This is a genomic window from Limnohabitans sp. G3-2, from assembly GCF_002778275.1.
GTDB lineage: Bacteria > Pseudomonadota > Gammaproteobacteria > Burkholderiales > Burkholderiaceae_C > Limnohabitans_A.
The window spans coordinates 1-16,387 of sequence record NZ_NESG01000011.1 but is presented as its reverse complement, the minus strand read 5'-3'; the positions used below and the strand labels follow the sequence as shown (position 1 = coordinate 16,387).

18 protein-coding genes are annotated in these 16,387 nt (G+C 52.0%); 10 read left to right on the top strand and 8 right to left on the bottom strand.

The window, feature by feature from the left end:
* Positions 1-411 precede the first annotated feature (411 nt).
* The 4 genes from B9Z31_RS15430 (at position 412) to B9Z31_RS15095 (ending at position 1,750) form a co-directional block, all read left to right on the top strand.
* Positions 412-636, top strand: a complete 225-nt coding sequence (locus B9Z31_RS15430; protein WP_143473864.1) for a hypothetical protein — start codon at positions 412-414, stop codon at positions 634-636.
* 54 nt (positions 637-690) lie between these two features.
* A complete protein-coding gene (locus B9Z31_RS15515) occupies positions 691-852 on the top strand; it encodes a hypothetical protein (RefSeq protein ID WP_158235694.1) in 162 nt (53 codons plus the stop codon).
* 264 nt (positions 853-1,116) lie between these two features.
* The gene (locus tag B9Z31_RS15100) at positions 1,117-1,392 is read left to right on the top strand and encodes a hypothetical protein (protein WP_100120387.1); all 276 of its coding nucleotides are present in this window, start codon (positions 1,117-1,119) and stop codon (positions 1,390-1,392) included.
* A 1-nt stretch (position 1,393) separates the two neighbouring features.
* Positions 1,394-1,750 carry a DUF6876 family protein gene (locus B9Z31_RS15095; RefSeq protein WP_100120386.1) on the top strand — a complete coding sequence of 119 codons (357 nt, stop codon included), beginning with the start codon at positions 1,394-1,396 and terminating at the stop codon, positions 1,748-1,750.
* Between the two features lie 255 nt (positions 1,751-2,005).
* Here the strand turns inward: B9Z31_RS15095 and B9Z31_RS15090 are convergent, their stop codons facing one another.
* The 4 genes from B9Z31_RS15090 to B9Z31_RS15075 all read right to left on the bottom strand — a co-directional run bounded on the left by B9Z31_RS15090 (position 2,006) and on the right by B9Z31_RS15075 (position 6,268).
* The gene (locus tag B9Z31_RS15090; RefSeq protein ID WP_100120385.1) at positions 2,006-2,857 is read right to left on the bottom strand and encodes an energy transducer TonB; all 852 of its coding nucleotides are present in this window, start codon (positions 2,855-2,857) and stop codon (positions 2,006-2,008) included.
* A gap of 111 nt (positions 2,858-2,968) precedes the next feature.
* The gene (locus B9Z31_RS15085) at positions 2,969-3,907 is read right to left on the bottom strand and encodes an MBL fold metallo-hydrolase (RefSeq protein WP_100120384.1); all 939 of its coding nucleotides are present in this window, start codon (positions 3,905-3,907) and stop codon (positions 2,969-2,971) included.
* A 40-nt stretch (positions 3,908-3,947) separates the two neighbouring features.
* On the bottom strand, positions 3,948-5,327 hold the full coding sequence (gene chrA, locus B9Z31_RS15080) for a chromate efflux transporter (RefSeq protein WP_100120383.1): 1,380 nt from the start codon (positions 5,325-5,327) through the stop codon (positions 3,948-3,950).
* Positions 5,324-6,268 carry a chromate resistance protein ChrB domain-containing protein gene (locus B9Z31_RS15075; protein ID WP_100120382.1) on the bottom strand — a complete coding sequence of 315 codons (945 nt, stop codon included), beginning with the start codon at positions 6,266-6,268 and terminating at the stop codon, positions 5,324-5,326. Before B9Z31_RS15075 ends, chrA begins: the two co-directional genes overlap by 4 nt.
* A 1,061-nt stretch (positions 6,269-7,329) precedes the next feature.
* Here B9Z31_RS15075 and B9Z31_RS15070 point away from each other — a divergent pair.
* Together B9Z31_RS15070 and B9Z31_RS15065 are read left to right on the top strand one after the other, a co-directional pair.
* Positions 7,330-8,913, top strand: coding sequence for a hypothetical protein (locus tag B9Z31_RS15070; RefSeq protein WP_143473863.1), 1,584 nt, complete (start codon positions 7,330-7,332; stop codon positions 8,911-8,913).
* 108 nt (positions 8,914-9,021) lie between these two features.
* Entirely contained in the window at positions 9,022-9,516 is a 495-nt protein-coding gene (locus B9Z31_RS15065; RefSeq protein WP_100120380.1) for a DUF6641 family protein, read from the top strand.
* Positions 9,517-9,586: 70 nt separating this feature from the next.
* Here B9Z31_RS15065 and B9Z31_RS15510 read toward each other — a convergent pair whose 3' ends face one another.
* Positions 9,587-9,817: a hypothetical protein gene (locus B9Z31_RS15510; RefSeq protein ID WP_158235693.1), complete on the bottom strand. Its 231-nt coding sequence runs from the start codon at positions 9,815-9,817 to the stop codon at positions 9,587-9,589.
* Positions 9,818-10,682: 865 nt separating this feature from the next.
* Here B9Z31_RS15510 and B9Z31_RS15050 point away from each other — a divergent pair.
* Entirely contained in the window at positions 10,683-11,708 is a 1,026-nt protein-coding gene (locus B9Z31_RS15050) for a tyrosine-type recombinase/integrase (RefSeq protein WP_100120377.1), read from the top strand.
* A 5-nt stretch (positions 11,709-11,713) separates the two neighbouring features.
* Here the strand turns inward: B9Z31_RS15050 and B9Z31_RS15045 are convergent, their stop codons facing one another.
* From B9Z31_RS15045 to B9Z31_RS15035, 3 genes are all read right to left on the bottom strand, one after another.
* Complete coding sequence (locus B9Z31_RS15045; RefSeq protein WP_100120376.1) at positions 11,714-12,499, bottom strand: Fic family protein; 786 nt, start codon at positions 12,497-12,499, stop codon at positions 11,714-11,716.
* Positions 12,500-12,551: 52 nt separating this feature from the next.
* Entirely contained in the window at positions 12,552-12,848 is a 297-nt protein-coding gene (locus tag B9Z31_RS15040) for a hypothetical protein (RefSeq protein ID WP_100120375.1), read from the bottom strand.
* A gap of 585 nt (positions 12,849-13,433) precedes the next feature.
* Positions 13,434-13,859 carry a Cd(II)/Pb(II)-responsive transcriptional regulator gene (locus tag B9Z31_RS15035; protein WP_100120374.1) on the bottom strand — a complete coding sequence of 142 codons (426 nt, stop codon included), beginning with the start codon at positions 13,857-13,859 and terminating at the stop codon, positions 13,434-13,436.
* A 79-nt stretch (positions 13,860-13,938) separates the two neighbouring features.
* Between B9Z31_RS15035 and B9Z31_RS15030 the strand changes: the two genes are divergently transcribed.
* The 3 genes from B9Z31_RS15030 to B9Z31_RS15020 are packed head-to-tail and all read left to right on the top strand — an operon-like array spanning position 13,939 to position 16,019.
* Complete coding sequence (locus B9Z31_RS15030; protein WP_100120389.1) at positions 13,939-14,595, top strand: cation transporter; 657 nt, start codon at positions 13,939-13,941, stop codon at positions 14,593-14,595.
* Positions 14,596-14,640: 45 nt separating this feature from the next.
* Complete coding sequence (locus B9Z31_RS15025) at positions 14,641-15,684, top strand: DMT family transporter (protein ID WP_100120373.1); 1,044 nt, start codon at positions 14,641-14,643, stop codon at positions 15,682-15,684.
* On the top strand, positions 15,681-16,019 hold the full coding sequence (locus B9Z31_RS15020) for a YnfA family protein (RefSeq protein ID WP_100120372.1): 339 nt from the start codon (positions 15,681-15,683) through the stop codon (positions 16,017-16,019). Before B9Z31_RS15025 ends, B9Z31_RS15020 begins: the two co-directional genes overlap by 4 nt.
* Positions 16,020-16,387: the final 368 nt, after the last annotated feature.

Here is a 16,387-nt window from a genome sequence, read left to right as displayed (position 1 = left end):
GAAGGTCAGAACATGCGTCCTGCCAACAGGTGCCGACGGTGTCGGCGTTGAACCCCTGTCCCCGATCAATTCAGGTGGGGGAGTTTGAGGTGGCCATAAGTGGGGGAATTTAGGTGGCCATCAGGGCGCAAAGCGGCGCGTTTCTATGTAGTCCAGTAAGCGTGCTAGTTCGTCTTTTGTCAGTGTTTTTGCCTGTGCCATTTCATTTCTCCTGTAATCATGTGTTTGCGTTAACTGCATTGTGTTTTCACATATTTATCTGGACAACCGGAGACCCGCCAAAGTGGCGGTTTACTCCGTGGAAGTTGACTTCGATATCAAAAAACGTAAAGCTACAAGGACTGATCACTCTGAGCGCAAAGAACCGGGTAATTCTTGGCCAGATATTTTTCTATCGCTGTAGACTTAACCATGACTTTTAAAAATCTACCCCTCAAGCCATTTCTCAAGGGAAATGTTGTAAAAATTCGACCGCAATTCCAAGATGCTGGCGACAACGAATTTACTTGGGTTGTTTTGGCTGATGAAGAAAAAGGCCGTGTAGATATCAGCGCAATTGACAGCATTCTGAAGATCAAACCAATTCACACTGTTCAGGTCGATTGGATTGAGCATGTGTCAGATAAGTCAGAGTGACAGTTATCACATTGAGAGCGAATTTCAGGGTTTACTTCGAAAACTGAACTTCCTGTGGATAACTTTTTCACTGAAATTTTCTTCAATGATTTCAACGCTCAACCAGCGAAATCTTGTAAAAGCATGTTTTTAATAGATTTCCGCCGCGATCTCGCACTCTTTCAGTGCCCAGCAGGGCAGGGCGTCAAAAAAGCCCTACAAGCGCTGATCGGTTGAGTCAGCGCTCTGAGTATTCGGACCCGGAGAAAAACGTGTTGTAGGGCGTTTTACGCATGGAATTTTTGTGTGTGCTGCTTGGCGCATATAAGCCTTGAGCGCCGAACAAATCACAAACAACTTCAACTCAATGCCAAAAACGAACAGACTCAAAAAGCGGTGTTGAGTCGGTATCCGTCCAATCTGTCGGGACTCTTGAAATCGGTTGTCCATCTGCGTGTCTGACACAAAACTGTGGGCATGCAAACGAAAAAGGACTCTCCGATGACATCGATCCAAGCCACAGAATTGGCAGCTTATGAAGCCAAGCATGCACGGGAACAAGCTGTGCAACAAATGCAGGCGGCCATTAACCACCTGCAGCGTACTCACTACGAGATGGACCGATACCTGGAACGCATGGAAGAGGCGGCAACAGACCGTGAGCGTGCGCAGATATTGAACTGGTCCATCAACCATCTGGTCTGCAACATCATGCCTAATTTGCGCATCGACCTGCTGGCTAACAGTCAGGCGGCTTTGGCCAAGTCGGAGTTTTGAAATGAAAAATTTTGATGCAAGCCAGCTGTCACACTTCACCGGCACAGAGCGCTATTACCGAATCAGTCGCAGGCATCTGTTGACAGATGGCACCAAATATCTTGCTGAAGAGGCCGAGTGTTTTTGGATGATGGATGCTGTGGCCAGTCACCTCAGCGAAATCGGCACAGCGGATTGGTTTGTGCTGGTTCGCGTCACAGTGCAGGGTACCCGAGCCACCATGGTTTACGAGGACGGCAACGGTCGTGAGCACGCCCGTCAAGAGATACCCTTCACTGACTTCCCCATAGCAGAACAAACTCTTTACGCTTGCTGGGACGGGGAGCATTGGGTGATCATGCTGCCGAGTGAATATTGAAGAATGGAATTTTCCTAAATTCCTAGACACTTTTCACAGCGCAGTGTGACTCTCCCCCTCGAACTCATGAGATCAGATTTGGGGGATGACTGCAATGCAGCGATTGCTGCCATCGATCGTCGCAAGTGAAACTGCAGCTGTCGGCCAAAAGCGGTCAACTAAATACGATCAAACTCAGCGTGAAATCAATTTAAACAGCTGAGAAAAAACGGCTCTGCCCGTGGCACACAACCAATACGCTGGCTTGGTGGTGAGTCATTTGCTCCATCCCCATCTTTCCATCTCACGTCGGTCACGTGCCATCTCAGCCTCAATCGAGTCTCTTGGCAACTGTCTGAGGCAATCCTCCATGGCTTGGGGATCTAACTTTTCAGTCTTCGGCGGTGTGGCCACCGTTTGTGGTGATTTGCCATCCCAAGCAAAAGGATTGCGAAAAACAGGCGGATCCGGCAAGCAGTCGTCTTTGTAAATCGGTGGACCGTCTGAAGCGAACGGCGTGAACGAGATTGTTTTCTCAAAGATAAGCGGCTTTCCTGTTGGCGTGGGTGGCAGTGGCGGCATGTTTTCAACCGCCTTGCGCGCCAGTTGCTCGGCCACTGCGGACGTCGTCCAAATGGTTTTCAACTTGGCCAGTGTTCCGTCGGGTGCGATTTCAATTCTGAAACGAACGTAACCTTGATCAGGCCCCTCGACAACAGTACCCATCATGCTGCGCACCTGTTGGCCCCAGTTGTACCGATAGCCTTTGCTGTTTTTGTTTGTGTAACTTCCCGCAAAAGCCCAATCCTCCGCAGTAGGCGCTGAAGGCGCTGCCATGGTGGCTGGCTCTTTGGCTGGCGGTGACCTGTCTGTCGAGTCAGTGATTGGAACAATTCCAAGGTCTTTTGGGTTTGGTGAATCGATCGCTGGCGAAAGTTCCTGGCCCCGCATGGGTGCATCATCTTGCGGTGGTGGCTGCACCTGCATGAAGACGATTCGACTTGGGGGTGATTCTTTGTCGGCAATACGGTAGCCGAATTGATAACCGCTGGCCAACGCCAAGACTGCGCCATGCAATGCCAAGCTGAACAAAACAGCAAAGACGTTCGGGCGATCAACTGCCAGCATGTTTTTCAAAAAACACTGTCTGGATCAAAAGACCGTTCGTAAATTTCCACCCTCACGAGATCCCTAACTCGGAAAGTGCAATTTCGACGATGCTCCACAACAGAGACAACATTACTCACGCTCGACCTCAAGGTAGGTGCGGCTGGCGTTTCCCGGGTGCAACTCAGCTGCGTTTGCCAGGTTCATGAAAGGCTTGACATTGAATGACTTGACCGCTTCGCTAATGTCTACACCTTGCTCCACAGCGCGTTGCATGTGTGAACGCATGGCTTGCAAATAATCGTAGCTTTGTGCCTTGGCTGTTTTGCTGTCAGTGATGCGCCCATGCCCTGGAACAATGCGTTTTGGATTCCATTGAGCCAAAGCGTTGAGGGCCTCTACCCATGCCCGCGTGCTGCTCACAGGCAAAACTGACAGCAAACGGTCCACATAAACAATGTCACCCGAGAAAGCCACTTGGACGTGGGGCAGCCACACCATCAAGTCGCCAGGAGTGTGGCCACCCCCGCGATGGCGAAACTCGAAAACGGTAGCGCCGAGCTCCAATCGCGCTTCAGGCCCCTGCAGCAGTCTGCTGGGAAAGCTCAGCTCCGTTCCATCTGCAGCAGGTCCCAGTAAGGTGCGAAGTGCAGCGAGCTGATCGCCGCCGCGCGAGCCCATGTCCGGCACAGCTGCAGCGTGGGCAATCAACTCAGCCCCTTGTGCCTTGAAGTAGCCATTGCCCAGCCATCGATGATCCTGTCCGCCCGTGTTGATGACCCAGCGTACGGGCTGCTGTGTCACTCGGCGCACTGCTTCGTGGATGGCACGAGCGGTTTGAAACGTCGAACCACTGTCAATCAGTACGGCACCGCCTGATGTAAGGACCAGCCCAAGGTTAGCATTCAGGCCCTGGTTGGCCACCGTTCGACCGCCGATATCGCCCACGTAAGCGTAAACGCCGTCCGCCACGGGCTCAAAGCGAACCTCCACAGCTGACGCCCACATCGTCTGGACTGCAAAAAAACTCACCAACAGCCGAGACAAAACCCGGCGCGACATCATGAACATCTTCAACTCTCCATCACAAAATATCGACGACCTGCATCCCTCAGCCCAGCAGGGGGGAAAGCCAGGAGACCGCCAAACCAAACAGAGCACTACCTGTCAGCAGTGTCATGACGCCAACCTTGAAGCGAAATAGCGCCATTGCAGCACCAGCGGCAATTAAAGCCGATATCAGATCGAACCTTCCCTCGAATCCTTGGGGCCAGAGGACGTGGTGGGCAAAAAACATGGCTAGATTCAAGATCACGCCCACCACAGCCGCCGTGATCGCTGACAGGGGTGCGGTGAATCCCAGCTTGCCGTGCGTGGCCTCGACCACCGGACCACCGGCCAAAATGAAGATGAATGAGGGCAGGAAGGTAAAAAAAGTCACTACGGTAGCGGCCAACGCCCCACCCAGAAACAGGGCGTCCGGGCCTGATACCTCTTTCAACCAGCCACCCAGAAAGCCGACAAAGGCAACCACCATGATCAGCGGGCCCGGCGTTGTTTCGCCCAGGGCCAGGCCATCGATCATTTGCGGACCGCTAAGCCACTGGTGGGTGTCGACTGCCCCTTGATAGACGTAGGGCAAGACGGCATAGGCTCCGCCGAAAGTCAGCAGTGCTGCTTTGGTGAAAAACCAGCCCATTTGCGTCAAAGTGCCCTCCAGGCCGTTGACCGCGATCAGTGTCACCATCGCCAGCAACCACAGCCCGAGACCTACAAGGAGAACTTTCAAAAGTCTGGCCCGAGAAAACTTTGCATGCAAAGGTGTAGGCGTATGGTCGTCGATCAGTGCGGGGCCATAACTGGTTTTGTTTGATCCATGTCCGCCGCCGAGAGTAAATACTTCGGGCCAGCGTCGCGAGCCCAACCAACCGACCAAAGCTGCTGCGAGAACAATGGCTGGAAACGGTGTGTCAAATGCAAAAATCGCGATGAACGAAGCGGCAGCTATGGCCCACATCCAACGATTTTTCAACGCCCTTGTTCCAATGCGGTGAGCGGCGTGTAGTACCAGCGCAGTCACGGCGGGCTTGAGTCCATAGAAGATACCGGCCACCAGTGGAACGTCGCCAAAGCGCAGATAAATCCAGCTCAGTGTGATCAGGATGAAAAGCGAGGGCAATACAAACAGTGCGCCAGCGACGATACCGCCCCATGTGCGGTGCATGAGCCAGCCGATATAGGTGGCAAGTTGCTGCGCCTCCGGACCTGGGAGCAGCATGCAGTAGTTCAGCGCGTGCAAAAAACGCTGCTCGCTGATCCAGCGCCTGCGCTCCACCAGCTCAGTGTGCATGATGGCAATCTGCCCGGCTGGGCCACCAAAGCTGACAAAGCCAAGCTTGAGCCAAAAACGGAAGGCCTCGCTGAAGCTCACCGGCGCGGGTGGCATATCGGGTTCGGTGGGAATTTTTGATGTGACGGGATCGAGGTTCATTCAGATATTCCTGGGGCGGCATACAGCGCATCAAAGACCAGGGCAGCTGCTTGAGCCAGAGCATCATCGTTGGTGTGGACCTCCCGCAGTCCTGCCAAAACGAGTTCCAGTCCAGCTGCTTCTGCAACGGGAATTCCGCCAACGTCCAGAAAATGAACAGCACGGGCAATTCGCTGCAGCCGCTGATCCACATCCAATCGGAAGCTCGCCGCCAGTACCTCAAAGCTCACGCGCGAGCCAATATGTGTGAATCGGGCACCGTCAAAGTCAAATCCCAAAACGCCGCTCGGTGGAGGTGTGGCACCCGCAGGGTCGTCAAGCCAAATAAAAGATGCTTCTGGGTCAATGAAGCGACGAATTAGCCAAGCGCAAGCCAGGCGATCTACCCAAGGGCGAGCACGTGTCGCCCAGCGCTTTCCCTTGAAATTGCGAGCGTCAAGGCGCGCGATGCCATGACTTGGCTGCGCCTTCGGCTCACCCTTCGAAAATTGAGTGTCGATCGTTTGGCGCAAATCATCAAGTTCAGCTTGTGCCTGTTGGGCAGCAGCGCCAGGGTAGTAATCAATACGGCGCAACACTTGCAGTGCTTCTGTAACACCTCGCAAGCGACGCCTAGCCTCGATTTCGTCAAGTTCGAGCAGCAACGCGGTCAGTGCCTGCGCCTCACCGTGCCATTCACCATAAGATTTGCTGCGGTCAAACAAGGCTAGCACTTCGGTGCGCATTGCTTCGTCATGAGTTGACAGTTGCAGCACATGCGCCTGACCACCGTTCTCGCGTACCTCAGAAACTAGCGGATCGAACAATTCAGCGTGAGACTCAGGCAGCAAATAAACGCCATCACGCAATGAAGGGCACCCCAGAGTTTTGAGCGCACGCCAAATACGCAGGCGAATTGCCTTTGGTTGTGTTGGCAGGGTGAGAAAAAGAGAGCTCCACATATGATTGAAGTATATGCCTCAAACTTTGACATATATACATCAAAAAATTGAAGGTGGAATAGATAAACTTGTATTGGATGAACAAACATCCGCTTTGCATCGGCTGCGGTATGTCATTTGCAACGATCAGTTGAATCCGCCCTCTAAAGAAGCCATTTACCCATCTAAGACGAGTGTCTAGTTTTAAGAGCATCTCCTAGCACCCGGATAAGAAATGGAATTGGTTGGCCGTTTAGGTCAAAGCAAGCTGAGAGGGTTTGTATGAAACCTAGTAAGCGAGTCGTATGAAATCAGTAAAATCGCCTGCATGTCGCGAAGCAGCCGTGCCACTTTTCTGATACTTGCCATTTTGTGGCAGGCTTTGGTGTGGCTTACGCCTTGGGGCCAAGAGCACTGGCCTCAGTGGTCATGTTGTCATACGCATTGGTCAATATGACCGGAATACGCACTGGTGACAGCGCTAGCTGACAATCGCAAGCTGATTGAAGCGTGAGACAACTTGAATGCACGGTATGGGCGTGGCTCAGTCAAAGTGTCAACTCAACGCGCCTACTCAGTTTGGTAGATGAAGTAGGGGCGTAAATATCCAAACTACGGAACCATTTGGGATGACCCGCCAATCGTTTAGCCCTTTGCAATTTCAGGCTCTTTAGCTCAAATTTGGACCTACTTGAATGCTGTGAAAACCGTACATGGCCCAAAGCAGCCATCGTGCATCTTGCATACTAGGTGCTCGGATTTCCGTGGCAATGACCTGACTTCGTCCGTTGACCTTGACCCTGACTGATGCTTTGTATGTGCGCATCAAGTACTTATCCAGATCAAAAAAGACCTGTCTACTTGACTGGTTTGCGCAGGACTTGATCTAAGCAAGGAGCTGCATGCCTGCGGCATCAGGTGGCTGCGCCACTTCAAGATGCCATTTGGATCAGGTGATTTTTCAATTGAATGATTGAAATTACTATATGCATGTGACTTTTTTTCGTAATTGCCGAAATCTATTAAAAGGCGCTAAATACATGTGAAATCCTGGATTTCTGCCATCAAGGAGTGTGCACCCCGTGATCAAAGTCACCGTTCATGAATCTGTCGAGTCCGCTTTGCAAAAAGCGTTTCCTAGGCCAGCAGCCTCAGCTGCACGTGCATTGGCTAAATACGTTGCTGTTGTCGAGTCCATGCTGTTCGACGCTTTGCAGCATGGCAGAACCCCTGAACAACTCAAGTTTGATTTGTACGCGGTTTCCATGGAGCAACTGGCCAACAAGGGAGGGCAAATTGGGCCTAAAAAGGTTCGCATGCACAAATGGCTGCGAGAAAACAATTTGGAGCTGCTTCAGACCGTTGTTCCAGGCAGCAAATTCACCGGCCAGTACACGCAGGTGAAGTTGTCGCCTTTGATCACAATCCACAACACTCTGACCGTACTTCCCGGATCATTGGCTACTGCAACCACGGATGAGGAAATTGACGCTTACCTCAGTGGCGATCCAGTATCCAATAAGGCGTTGTTTGATCATCTGTACCCTGAATACGGACAGGTTTGGCAAGAAGAAAAACTGGCTGAACTTTTTCATTGGGTGCCTGTAGATATCGAATCCGTCAAGGCCTACCTTTACTGGGTGGAGATGGAATCTTTGCACATCAAGGGCGCTCAAAAAGACACAATTCTTCGCCAAGCCTTGTCGATCATTGGCGTCGCCACCTTCACCAAGGGCTATTACGTGCAGCGCGTCAAACCCAGTCAGTTTGGGCGCACGTACTACGAAGGCACCAGTGTGCAAAACGTCAACAAGGACTTGAGAAGAGCCATGTTGGGCAATTGCTGGGAGTACGACATTCGCAGCAGTGTGGTGGCTTGGAAGATGGGGTACGCCAGAAGCTTGTTGTGCGATGCAGGATTAGATGTGGATTTGCGCAAGCATTTCTCAGCCACTTTGCTGTACCTAGAAGACAAGGCCGACTTTATGGCCACGATCAGGCATTTCACGTTTGGCGACACAAGTCCAGTGCCCAAAGACCTGCAACCTGTCTTGCTCAAGCAAGCTTTCACAGCTATTAGCTTTGGTGCTCGTCAAACGGCAAATGGTTGGTTAGATGCTTCAGGCAATTGGACCAATCCAGCCTTGGTGGATATTTTGAAAAACGGAGACGATAGAAAGCGATTTCTCTCCGACAAGACCGTCAAGCTTTTCATCAAAGAACAAAACGCTTTGGACGACTACCTGTATGAGCTCGTTAAAAAGCACCGTCCAGATTTGCTTCAATCAAGCTTCCTGCAAACCGACAGTGGTAGGCCCAGCAAAGCCAAGGTCATGGCTTACCTGTATCAGCACGGCGAGACACAGGTGATGGATATCGTCAGGCACGTAGCAATGACAAAAGGTCACACACCGATTGCCAATGTTCATGACGCCATATTCTTCAAGCGTCGTTTGGGCGTGGATTTCAAGACCGAGATTGAAATGCAGATGCGCGAGCAAACGGGCAACCCTTATTGGCATTTGACCCCTAAGCAGCTGGAGCGTTACAAACCGCGTTCCTTGAACGCTGCTACCGAGGAAAACGAGCACAAGAAAAGGATTGCTCAAGAGGAAGCTTTGGCCAAAGGGTACAAATCGGTGTTTCCCAACATCTTGATTGGTTGAAGCTGCGAGTGGTGTCCTTCCAGACTGTCGGGTTACCAATGATTCGGTTGCCCAGAGCCACGGTCTGACAATAAATTTGTTATTCCTGCAACACACAAGGAGTAGCAAATGTCAGGTCTTAACGCATTGAAATTCATCGCCAGCAAGCGTCAGCAGGGCACAAGCCCAGCGCATGCAAGACGGCAAAAGCTCAGCGCCAAGCTGCATGAGCAGATTCAAATGGCCAAAGCCGTTCAGTCAGGTACCGAGTTTGTACCAGTGAAGATTCGCACAGTCCGAGACGACGCCACCGGCGAAATGCGCCGAGTTGAAATTCCCAAGCGGTTGAAACCATGGTGGTGGTCTGGAGATAACGGCAAAATGTGCATCACCGTACGCTATGGCGCACGCACTCTGGATGTGGTCGAAGGTAAGAACGCCATAGAGACTGACACCATCGCAGGCGTTATCACCACGCTTGAAGTTTTGCGTGCTGCTGTGGATGCCGGAGAGCTGGATGCACGCATCGAAGCAGTCAGTGGTTTGGTCAAAGCTGCATTTGGCAAGGAGGAGGGCGTAGTGAAAAAAGGGAGGTTGAAGCTGCCCGTTAAGCCTGCCACTTAAAGCCGCCACGCAAGCGATCACTGCTTCAAGCAATGGCCGACACTGGATTCCAGTGTCGGTTTTCTTTTGACTAGATTGATTTGATTGGCGCGATTGGTTTGATGGTGCCAATGGGCTTGGTTGTTTTGGCTGTTGGGGCTTTAGGCTTGGTCAACAACTGCAGTGCTTTTTGAGCACGCTGTGTTCTCTGTCGTTCCCGTTCTTGTTGAACGGCAGTGGTGGCGCGTTCCCTCGTGGCGCGAAGTTGGTCCAGCTTCAATTGCTCTGGAGACTTAGGTTTGATGAGTTCGTTGATCCGCATATTTTTATTTATGAGCAGATCGAAATTGAGGGGACGAGATGTCGTCTTTTTGCTAAATAAATATAGAGAAAGGAGAGCAACTATGCGATTTAACGAAATAGTCAGTGCGGACGATCAACTTGCTCTTTGGCGATTGATTTCAGACAACGTTTGGTCAGCTGTGCTGGCCCAGTCCAAGGAGCAGGAAAGGCTCAAGGCACAAGCTGCAGCAACCCCCAAGCCTAAAAGGATCAAGCCTAAAAAGATCGTTCCGAAAAAACCACCAGCCCCCAAGCCAAAACCACCAGCCCCCAAGCCAAAACCACCAGCCCCGAAACCACCCCCACCCAAAAGTCCAGTGCCACAGCAGGCGAGGGTAGTCACCCCCAACAGGCCCCCACCACTGCCCAGCTCACAGCCAGTACTCAGGCCCACACATTCGAGCAGCTTCAGCCAGGCCGATGCCTATGGGCTGCAGCAACAATCGCTGGGGCCAGGCCAGGCCAACATGCCACGATAAACCATCGAAAGACCCGAAAACGCGGGGTTTTGGCCCCGAATATGGCCGTTTTTAAAATCTTTGGCCATGGGGATGACAGGCATAGCAAAAATGGTTTGGGGGTGGCCATGGGTTGGTCAACGTGACGGCATGGATATTCAACAGGACTGGCGTCTAGCCACGCACAAAACCAGCGCTGCGCAGCTGATTTGGATTCCGGTATCGACACGGATCCAAGGCCTATATGAGTGGTGTTCTAGGGCTGATTTAGGGCAGAAAACTTCGTGGGTTTTCTGTCTAGATCGACCTGAAAATTCGTCTAAATCCGGTTGTCCATCTGCGTCTTTGACAGTAAATTTGTTGGGTGCAAATTGACTATTTTTGAGCATGAGTGACGGCCACTTTGAGATTGTTAAATCAACTCCTGAAGCCGTCTTGCGGCGGTTGGTTAGGGTAAGGGGTGTTGACTTTGATGAGTCGTTCGTTGCAGAGCTCATTGGCAACTATTTCATCCGCAAAGAAATGCATGCCGAACCCAAAATTTCGGATGCCGTGGCGATTTACCTCCATGAAAGTGATGCAGGTGATGGCCGTAAATTCAAGGGCGATGTCTTGCATGTTTTCAGGCGCTTCTCGTCCTTGATGGGTGATTTGTACCTCTGTGATCTACGTTATGCACATGCTTGCATTTTTCGCGACCATTTGCTGAGTTTGGGTTTGAAACCCGTGACGGTCCGCAAGCAAACAGCGATATTGAACGCCATGCTCAATGTTGCATTCAGATGTTTGGACATAGACAGACTGAGTCCATTCCGTGCTCTGAAAATTTCCGGCGAAGATGAGCGCAGGCCAATGCCTGTCATTACCCATGACTTGTTGCTGGCAGTCAAACAAAAGTTGATGACGCGGTTCAAGCCCTACAAGTTAATTGGGCTCATCCAGTTGAACACTGGCTTGCGATTGTCTGAACCTGTGTACGCCCGTGTTGAAGATTGTGTTTTTGATCATCCGATTCCGCACATTTGGATCCGCAAAAATGCACTCTCCAATCGAAAGAACAAAAGCAGCATTCGTGCCGTACCGTTGGTAGGGGTGTCGCTGTTTGCAGCCAAGCGACTAGTGGAGATGGCCAAGTGCCAAGGCAGTGAATGGCTGGTGCCGCAGTATGCGCACTACCATGGCAGCAACAGTTGCTCGGCCATCATGAACAAATACCTGGCCGACCTAGACTTCAGAAGTCACATGTTCCGTCATGCCCTGATCGACAGGATGAAAGCCTGTAATGACATTCCCACGCGATTGGCCGAGAGCATCACAGGTCACTCAAGTGGTGGGTCTGAGTTCAATAACTACGGCACAGTAGGCTATACGCTTGAACAAAAGCTAGAAGTCTTAAATCGGATTTCAATTTAAAGCAATCAATCCACTTGCGGATTGTTTTGTTGAATGGTTATGGCATCTGGATGACAGCTAACTAAAAATTCCATCATTTCAGTGGCGTCTTTGGCCATGTAGAAACGGACCATTTTTTCGTTAAATTCTTGCGCCTTTGCCGCTGGTATGCTGATGGCATCTATACCGGAGGACATCAAAATTCCATTCATCATGAATCGTGATGTGCGTTTGTTACCGTCAAAAAAGAACTGCTGTAAGGCTCCGAACAGAAAAAATGCAGCAGCTCTTTCAAAAGGACTTTCGACTGTATTGGTTAACGCTTGCAGGCCTTCGGAAAAAACACGATTGAGCTCAGGGGCTCCGGGCACAGTGGGTAGTGGCGTGTAGCGACCTTCAGGACCTAGGCCAACGTCGGGTGTGTAGTTAGTCTCCAAACCTTCTCCACGAAAATGTCCCCATTCCAGCGTTTCATTTTTTGCTACCAGTCCATGTAGCTCGGTAAATGTGATTTTGTCCAGCTTGAACTTTCCTGCTTTGACCAGTGACAGTAGGTATTTGGAGCTTTCGGCCAAGTTCAGTACTTGTTCTTGATCGGAAATTTTTCGGCCACCGACCGTCACACCTTCAAGCAAAGTTTTGACTTCTGGAAACGTAAAGGGATTGCCTTCAAGCACTGATGCGTCCCAAACATACGTAGTCAGCATTCGATGGAAATGAAAAGTTACTCGATCAATCGAGTGGGTAGGAATCTGCTGAGGAATCTTTTCGCGGTTCCAGCGAAAGCCTAAAGCGGCGAACAGGTCAATCATTTTTATCTTGCTCCATGGACAAATGTCATTTTTGTAAAAACCTTGGATGCCCTCAGGCCTGAGATTTTTTTCGTGACGTTTGATCGGGTGATGGTGTCTTGCCGGTACGGCCTTTTTTGAGTCCAGTTTGAGCCTTTTCTTCTTCAGGCCAAGGCTCATGATCGGGGGTTATGGTGGCAGTCCGAATGATCCATACACCTTTAGCTGGCGACTCAATCAGGACTTGTCTTCCCGCGAACTCTTTGCCTAAAGAGATTTGTCCACTTGCGCCGATGGATTTGACCATCTTGCTGTCAGTTGCTGGGTTAGACATTGCGCTTTCCTTGTGAATCATGCGTTCATGCTGCATGATAAGTTCTGAAAAACTCCTCGTCAACCTGGATGTAGGGCTAGATGTAGGGCTGTGTATGAGCTAGCTCTGCAGTTGAAAAGTTCGATACACACCAGGTTCGATGAACAAAACTCTATGTGCACGGGGCCATTTCAAGATCTAAATCTACGTACGAAAAGATTATCAGGGTCACATGTCACTCTTGGGGGCGCAACAAGCACAGAGGAAGTCGTTCAGTGTTTCACCAGCACGGCTCAACCCAGCATGGTTGCTTAGTGACTATTGCGCCGTAAGAGCAGACCAGGATTGAAATTTCATCGCAAGCAAGTGTCCTCTTCAGGCTGTGAGCGGACTACCGTATTGGTTCATTGATCGGCAGCAGCCGACCCAAAGAGAACGGTCGCTGCGCTGCCTTGGGCGGCGGTAATGCAGCGTTAGCAGACAGCGGTTTACGGCGGAGGCTACCTGTTACCGGCCAGAAGCTGACGTAGGCTGAAAAATGTTAATGGGCTGCATTGAACTGATTACCGTTATGAAGCCAATCAGCTAAATCGAACTGATTGACTGCCATTTGGCTCATTTAAGTTTCTGGGCGTCCCAGCATTAAGCTGGATGGCATGCGCAAGACTCCCCGTGAGCGGCGGACACTAGCTCTTCAAGAATGCCGCAGCGCGCCCCCTCGTGGGTACCGAGGCATCGCGCCCGCAGCCGAAGCAGCTGCTTCTCCAGTGCCCTCATGCTCTTTAGGCGGGCGCGCACACGGGCCAGTTGGTCGTCCACCAGAAGATCGACATCGCCGCAGTTTCTGTCCGGTTTATCAACGAATCCAAGTAGCCGGTTCACATCGCCCAGCGGCATGTCCAGAGCCCGGCAGTGGCGGATGAACGACAGGCGCTCCAGGTGAGCCACCGCGTAGTCGCGGTAGCCGTTTTCGCGCCGAGCCGGCGCGGGCATCAAGCCCTGTTTTTCGTAGTAACGGATGGTTTCGACATCCACGCCGGTGGCGAGGGCAAGTTCCTTTATCTGCATTACATGATCCTGCTTTAAATAAGTATTTGACACTGTAGCGACTCCAGGGTTTCTAATGCAAGTATTGAAAGGAAAACCCATGTCCACCCACTGCTGTGACCACGTCGCACCCAAACTTGATGCTATTGTCAACCTGGCCCGTTACCGCAAGATCCTCTGGATCGCCCTCGTGGTCAATGCCGCGATGTTCCTGGTCGAGATCGTGGCTGGCGTTCAGTCTGGGTCACTTTCTTTGCTGGCGGACGCGGTCGATTTTGCGGGCGACGCAATGAACTACGCGGTGTCGCTCGCGGTGCTGGCTTCGGCGCTGGCATGGCGGGCGCGCGCCGCCATGCTCAAAGCCTTGAGCATGATGGGTTTTGGCCTGTATGTGCTAAGTGCAGCACTGTGGTCGGTGTGGAACGGCGGCGTGCCTCTGGCCACCACAATGGGTGCAATAGCACTCGTGGCACTGGTCGCCAACATCGCGGTGGCTTGGATGCTCTATGCCTTCCGAGAAGGCGATGCCAACATGCGAAGCGTGTGGCTATGCTCTCGCAACGACGCCATCGGCAACCTTGCCGTGTTCATCGCCGCCTTGGGCGTGTTCGGCACTGGATCGGCCTGGCCTGATCTTGCGGTGGCCAGCCTGATGGCGGCGCTCGCCTTGCACGGTGGCTGGACCGTGCTGCAGCTGGCGCGCGGGGAACTGGGCGAAGATAGTGCAAAAGGAGACTACCATGGCCACGTCCACTGAACCAATCCGATTGAATCCTTCCGCTGTGTGTCAGACAAACTCGGTATGAATAGAGCCGTCCTTTACGCGCTTTGTGCTGCAGCACTGTTTGGCGCTAGCACCCCGTTTGCCAAGCTATTGACGGGTGATACACCACCAGTTCTTTTGGCGGGGTTGCTTTATTTGGGAAGCGGGCTTGGCCTAAGTCTGGCACGCGTGATTCGTGATCGCGGCGAAAGGCCGTCGGGCCTGCCCAAAGGTGACTGGCCCTGGCTGCTGGGGGCGATCTTTTTTGGTGGGATGCTAGGCCCTGTGGCGCTGATGTTTGGATTGCTATCAACAAGCGGTTCCACTGCATCGCTGTTGCTGAACCTCGAAGCGGTTCTGACTGCTGTAATTGCCTGGGTTGTTTTCAAGGAAAACGCTGATAAGCGCATCATATTGGGAATGCTAGCGATCGTGGCCGGTGGTGTTGCGTTGAGCTGGCCGACTGCCTCCGCTGTCCAATCCAGCATCACGGGCCCCGCCTTGGTGGGTTTAGCATGCCTGTGCTGGGCTATTGACAACAACCTAACCCGCAAGGTGTCAGCATCGGATGCCCTGTTCATTGCTGCTACCAAGGGCGTCATGGCAGGCGCAGTCAATACGTTGATTGCGATGGGTATGGGTGCCGTGCTGCCCAGATTTGCCACTCTGTTGGCCACGATGGCGGTCGGTCTTTTGGGCTACGGCATCAGTCTTGTTCTGTTTGTACTGGCCTTGCGGGGTCTGGGAACAGCCCGCACCGGCGCCTACTTTTCTACGGCACCATTTATAGGAGCGGCTACGGCCTTGATGGTCTTCCCGGAAACCACATCTTTGGCGTTTTGGGTTGCTGCGGCGCTGATGGGCCTTGGTGTTTGGCTTCATCTGACCGAGCACCATGCACATGAACATTTGCATGAAACGCTGCAGCATGAACACGAACATGAACATGACGAGCACCACCAGCATGTCCATGACTTTGAATGGTATGGCGTTGAGCCTCACACACATGATCACAAGCATGCAAAACTCAAACACGAGCATGCACATTTTCCGGACATTCACCACCGACATTCGCATTCATGACACCGATCCAAGCATTGGGCCTGTACGCGCTAACCGCCTGCGCAGAGATTATTGGTTGCTACCTGCCGTACTTATGGCTCAAGAAAAGTGCGTCTCCATGGTGGTTGATTGTTGCCGCAGCAAGTTTGGGCCTGTTCGCGTGGCTGCTGACGCTGCATCCACATCCTGCTGGACGTGTGTATGCCGCCTACGGTGGGGTATACATCGTTGTTTCAGTCTTGTGGCTGTGGTTAGTCGATGGCGTGTTGCCTGATCGCTGGGACTTGGTAGGCGCATCACTCGTGCTTGCCGGAGTGGCTGTGATTTATTTTGCACCGCGCAACGTGTCGCTTTGACTCAGCATGTGCTTTCGAGTGTCTAGGCGATAAGCGCTGCCCCCGCTTCTCAGAGTCATGCTCAAAACTCTCCAAACGAACCATTCCCAATGACAGCTTGGCATGGCAGGTGCTTCCAGAACATCAGAGCAACAAGTGCTACAAAGACCATCCAAAGTCTTGCGGAGTAAAGATGGTACTTGTCCAGACAGGTTGAAGCAATCCCGCCAATGACAATCAGTCATGGCGGATGGCCTCGGAGCATCAAAGCAAAGTGATGTCTTTGATCAAACGGGAACGCAGTGCGCGCCGTTTGAGTTGATCAACTGAGTCATCTGTCCACCAATGTGAAGAGTTGCCCCAGATCCAATCGGTACCCGTAATCCCTA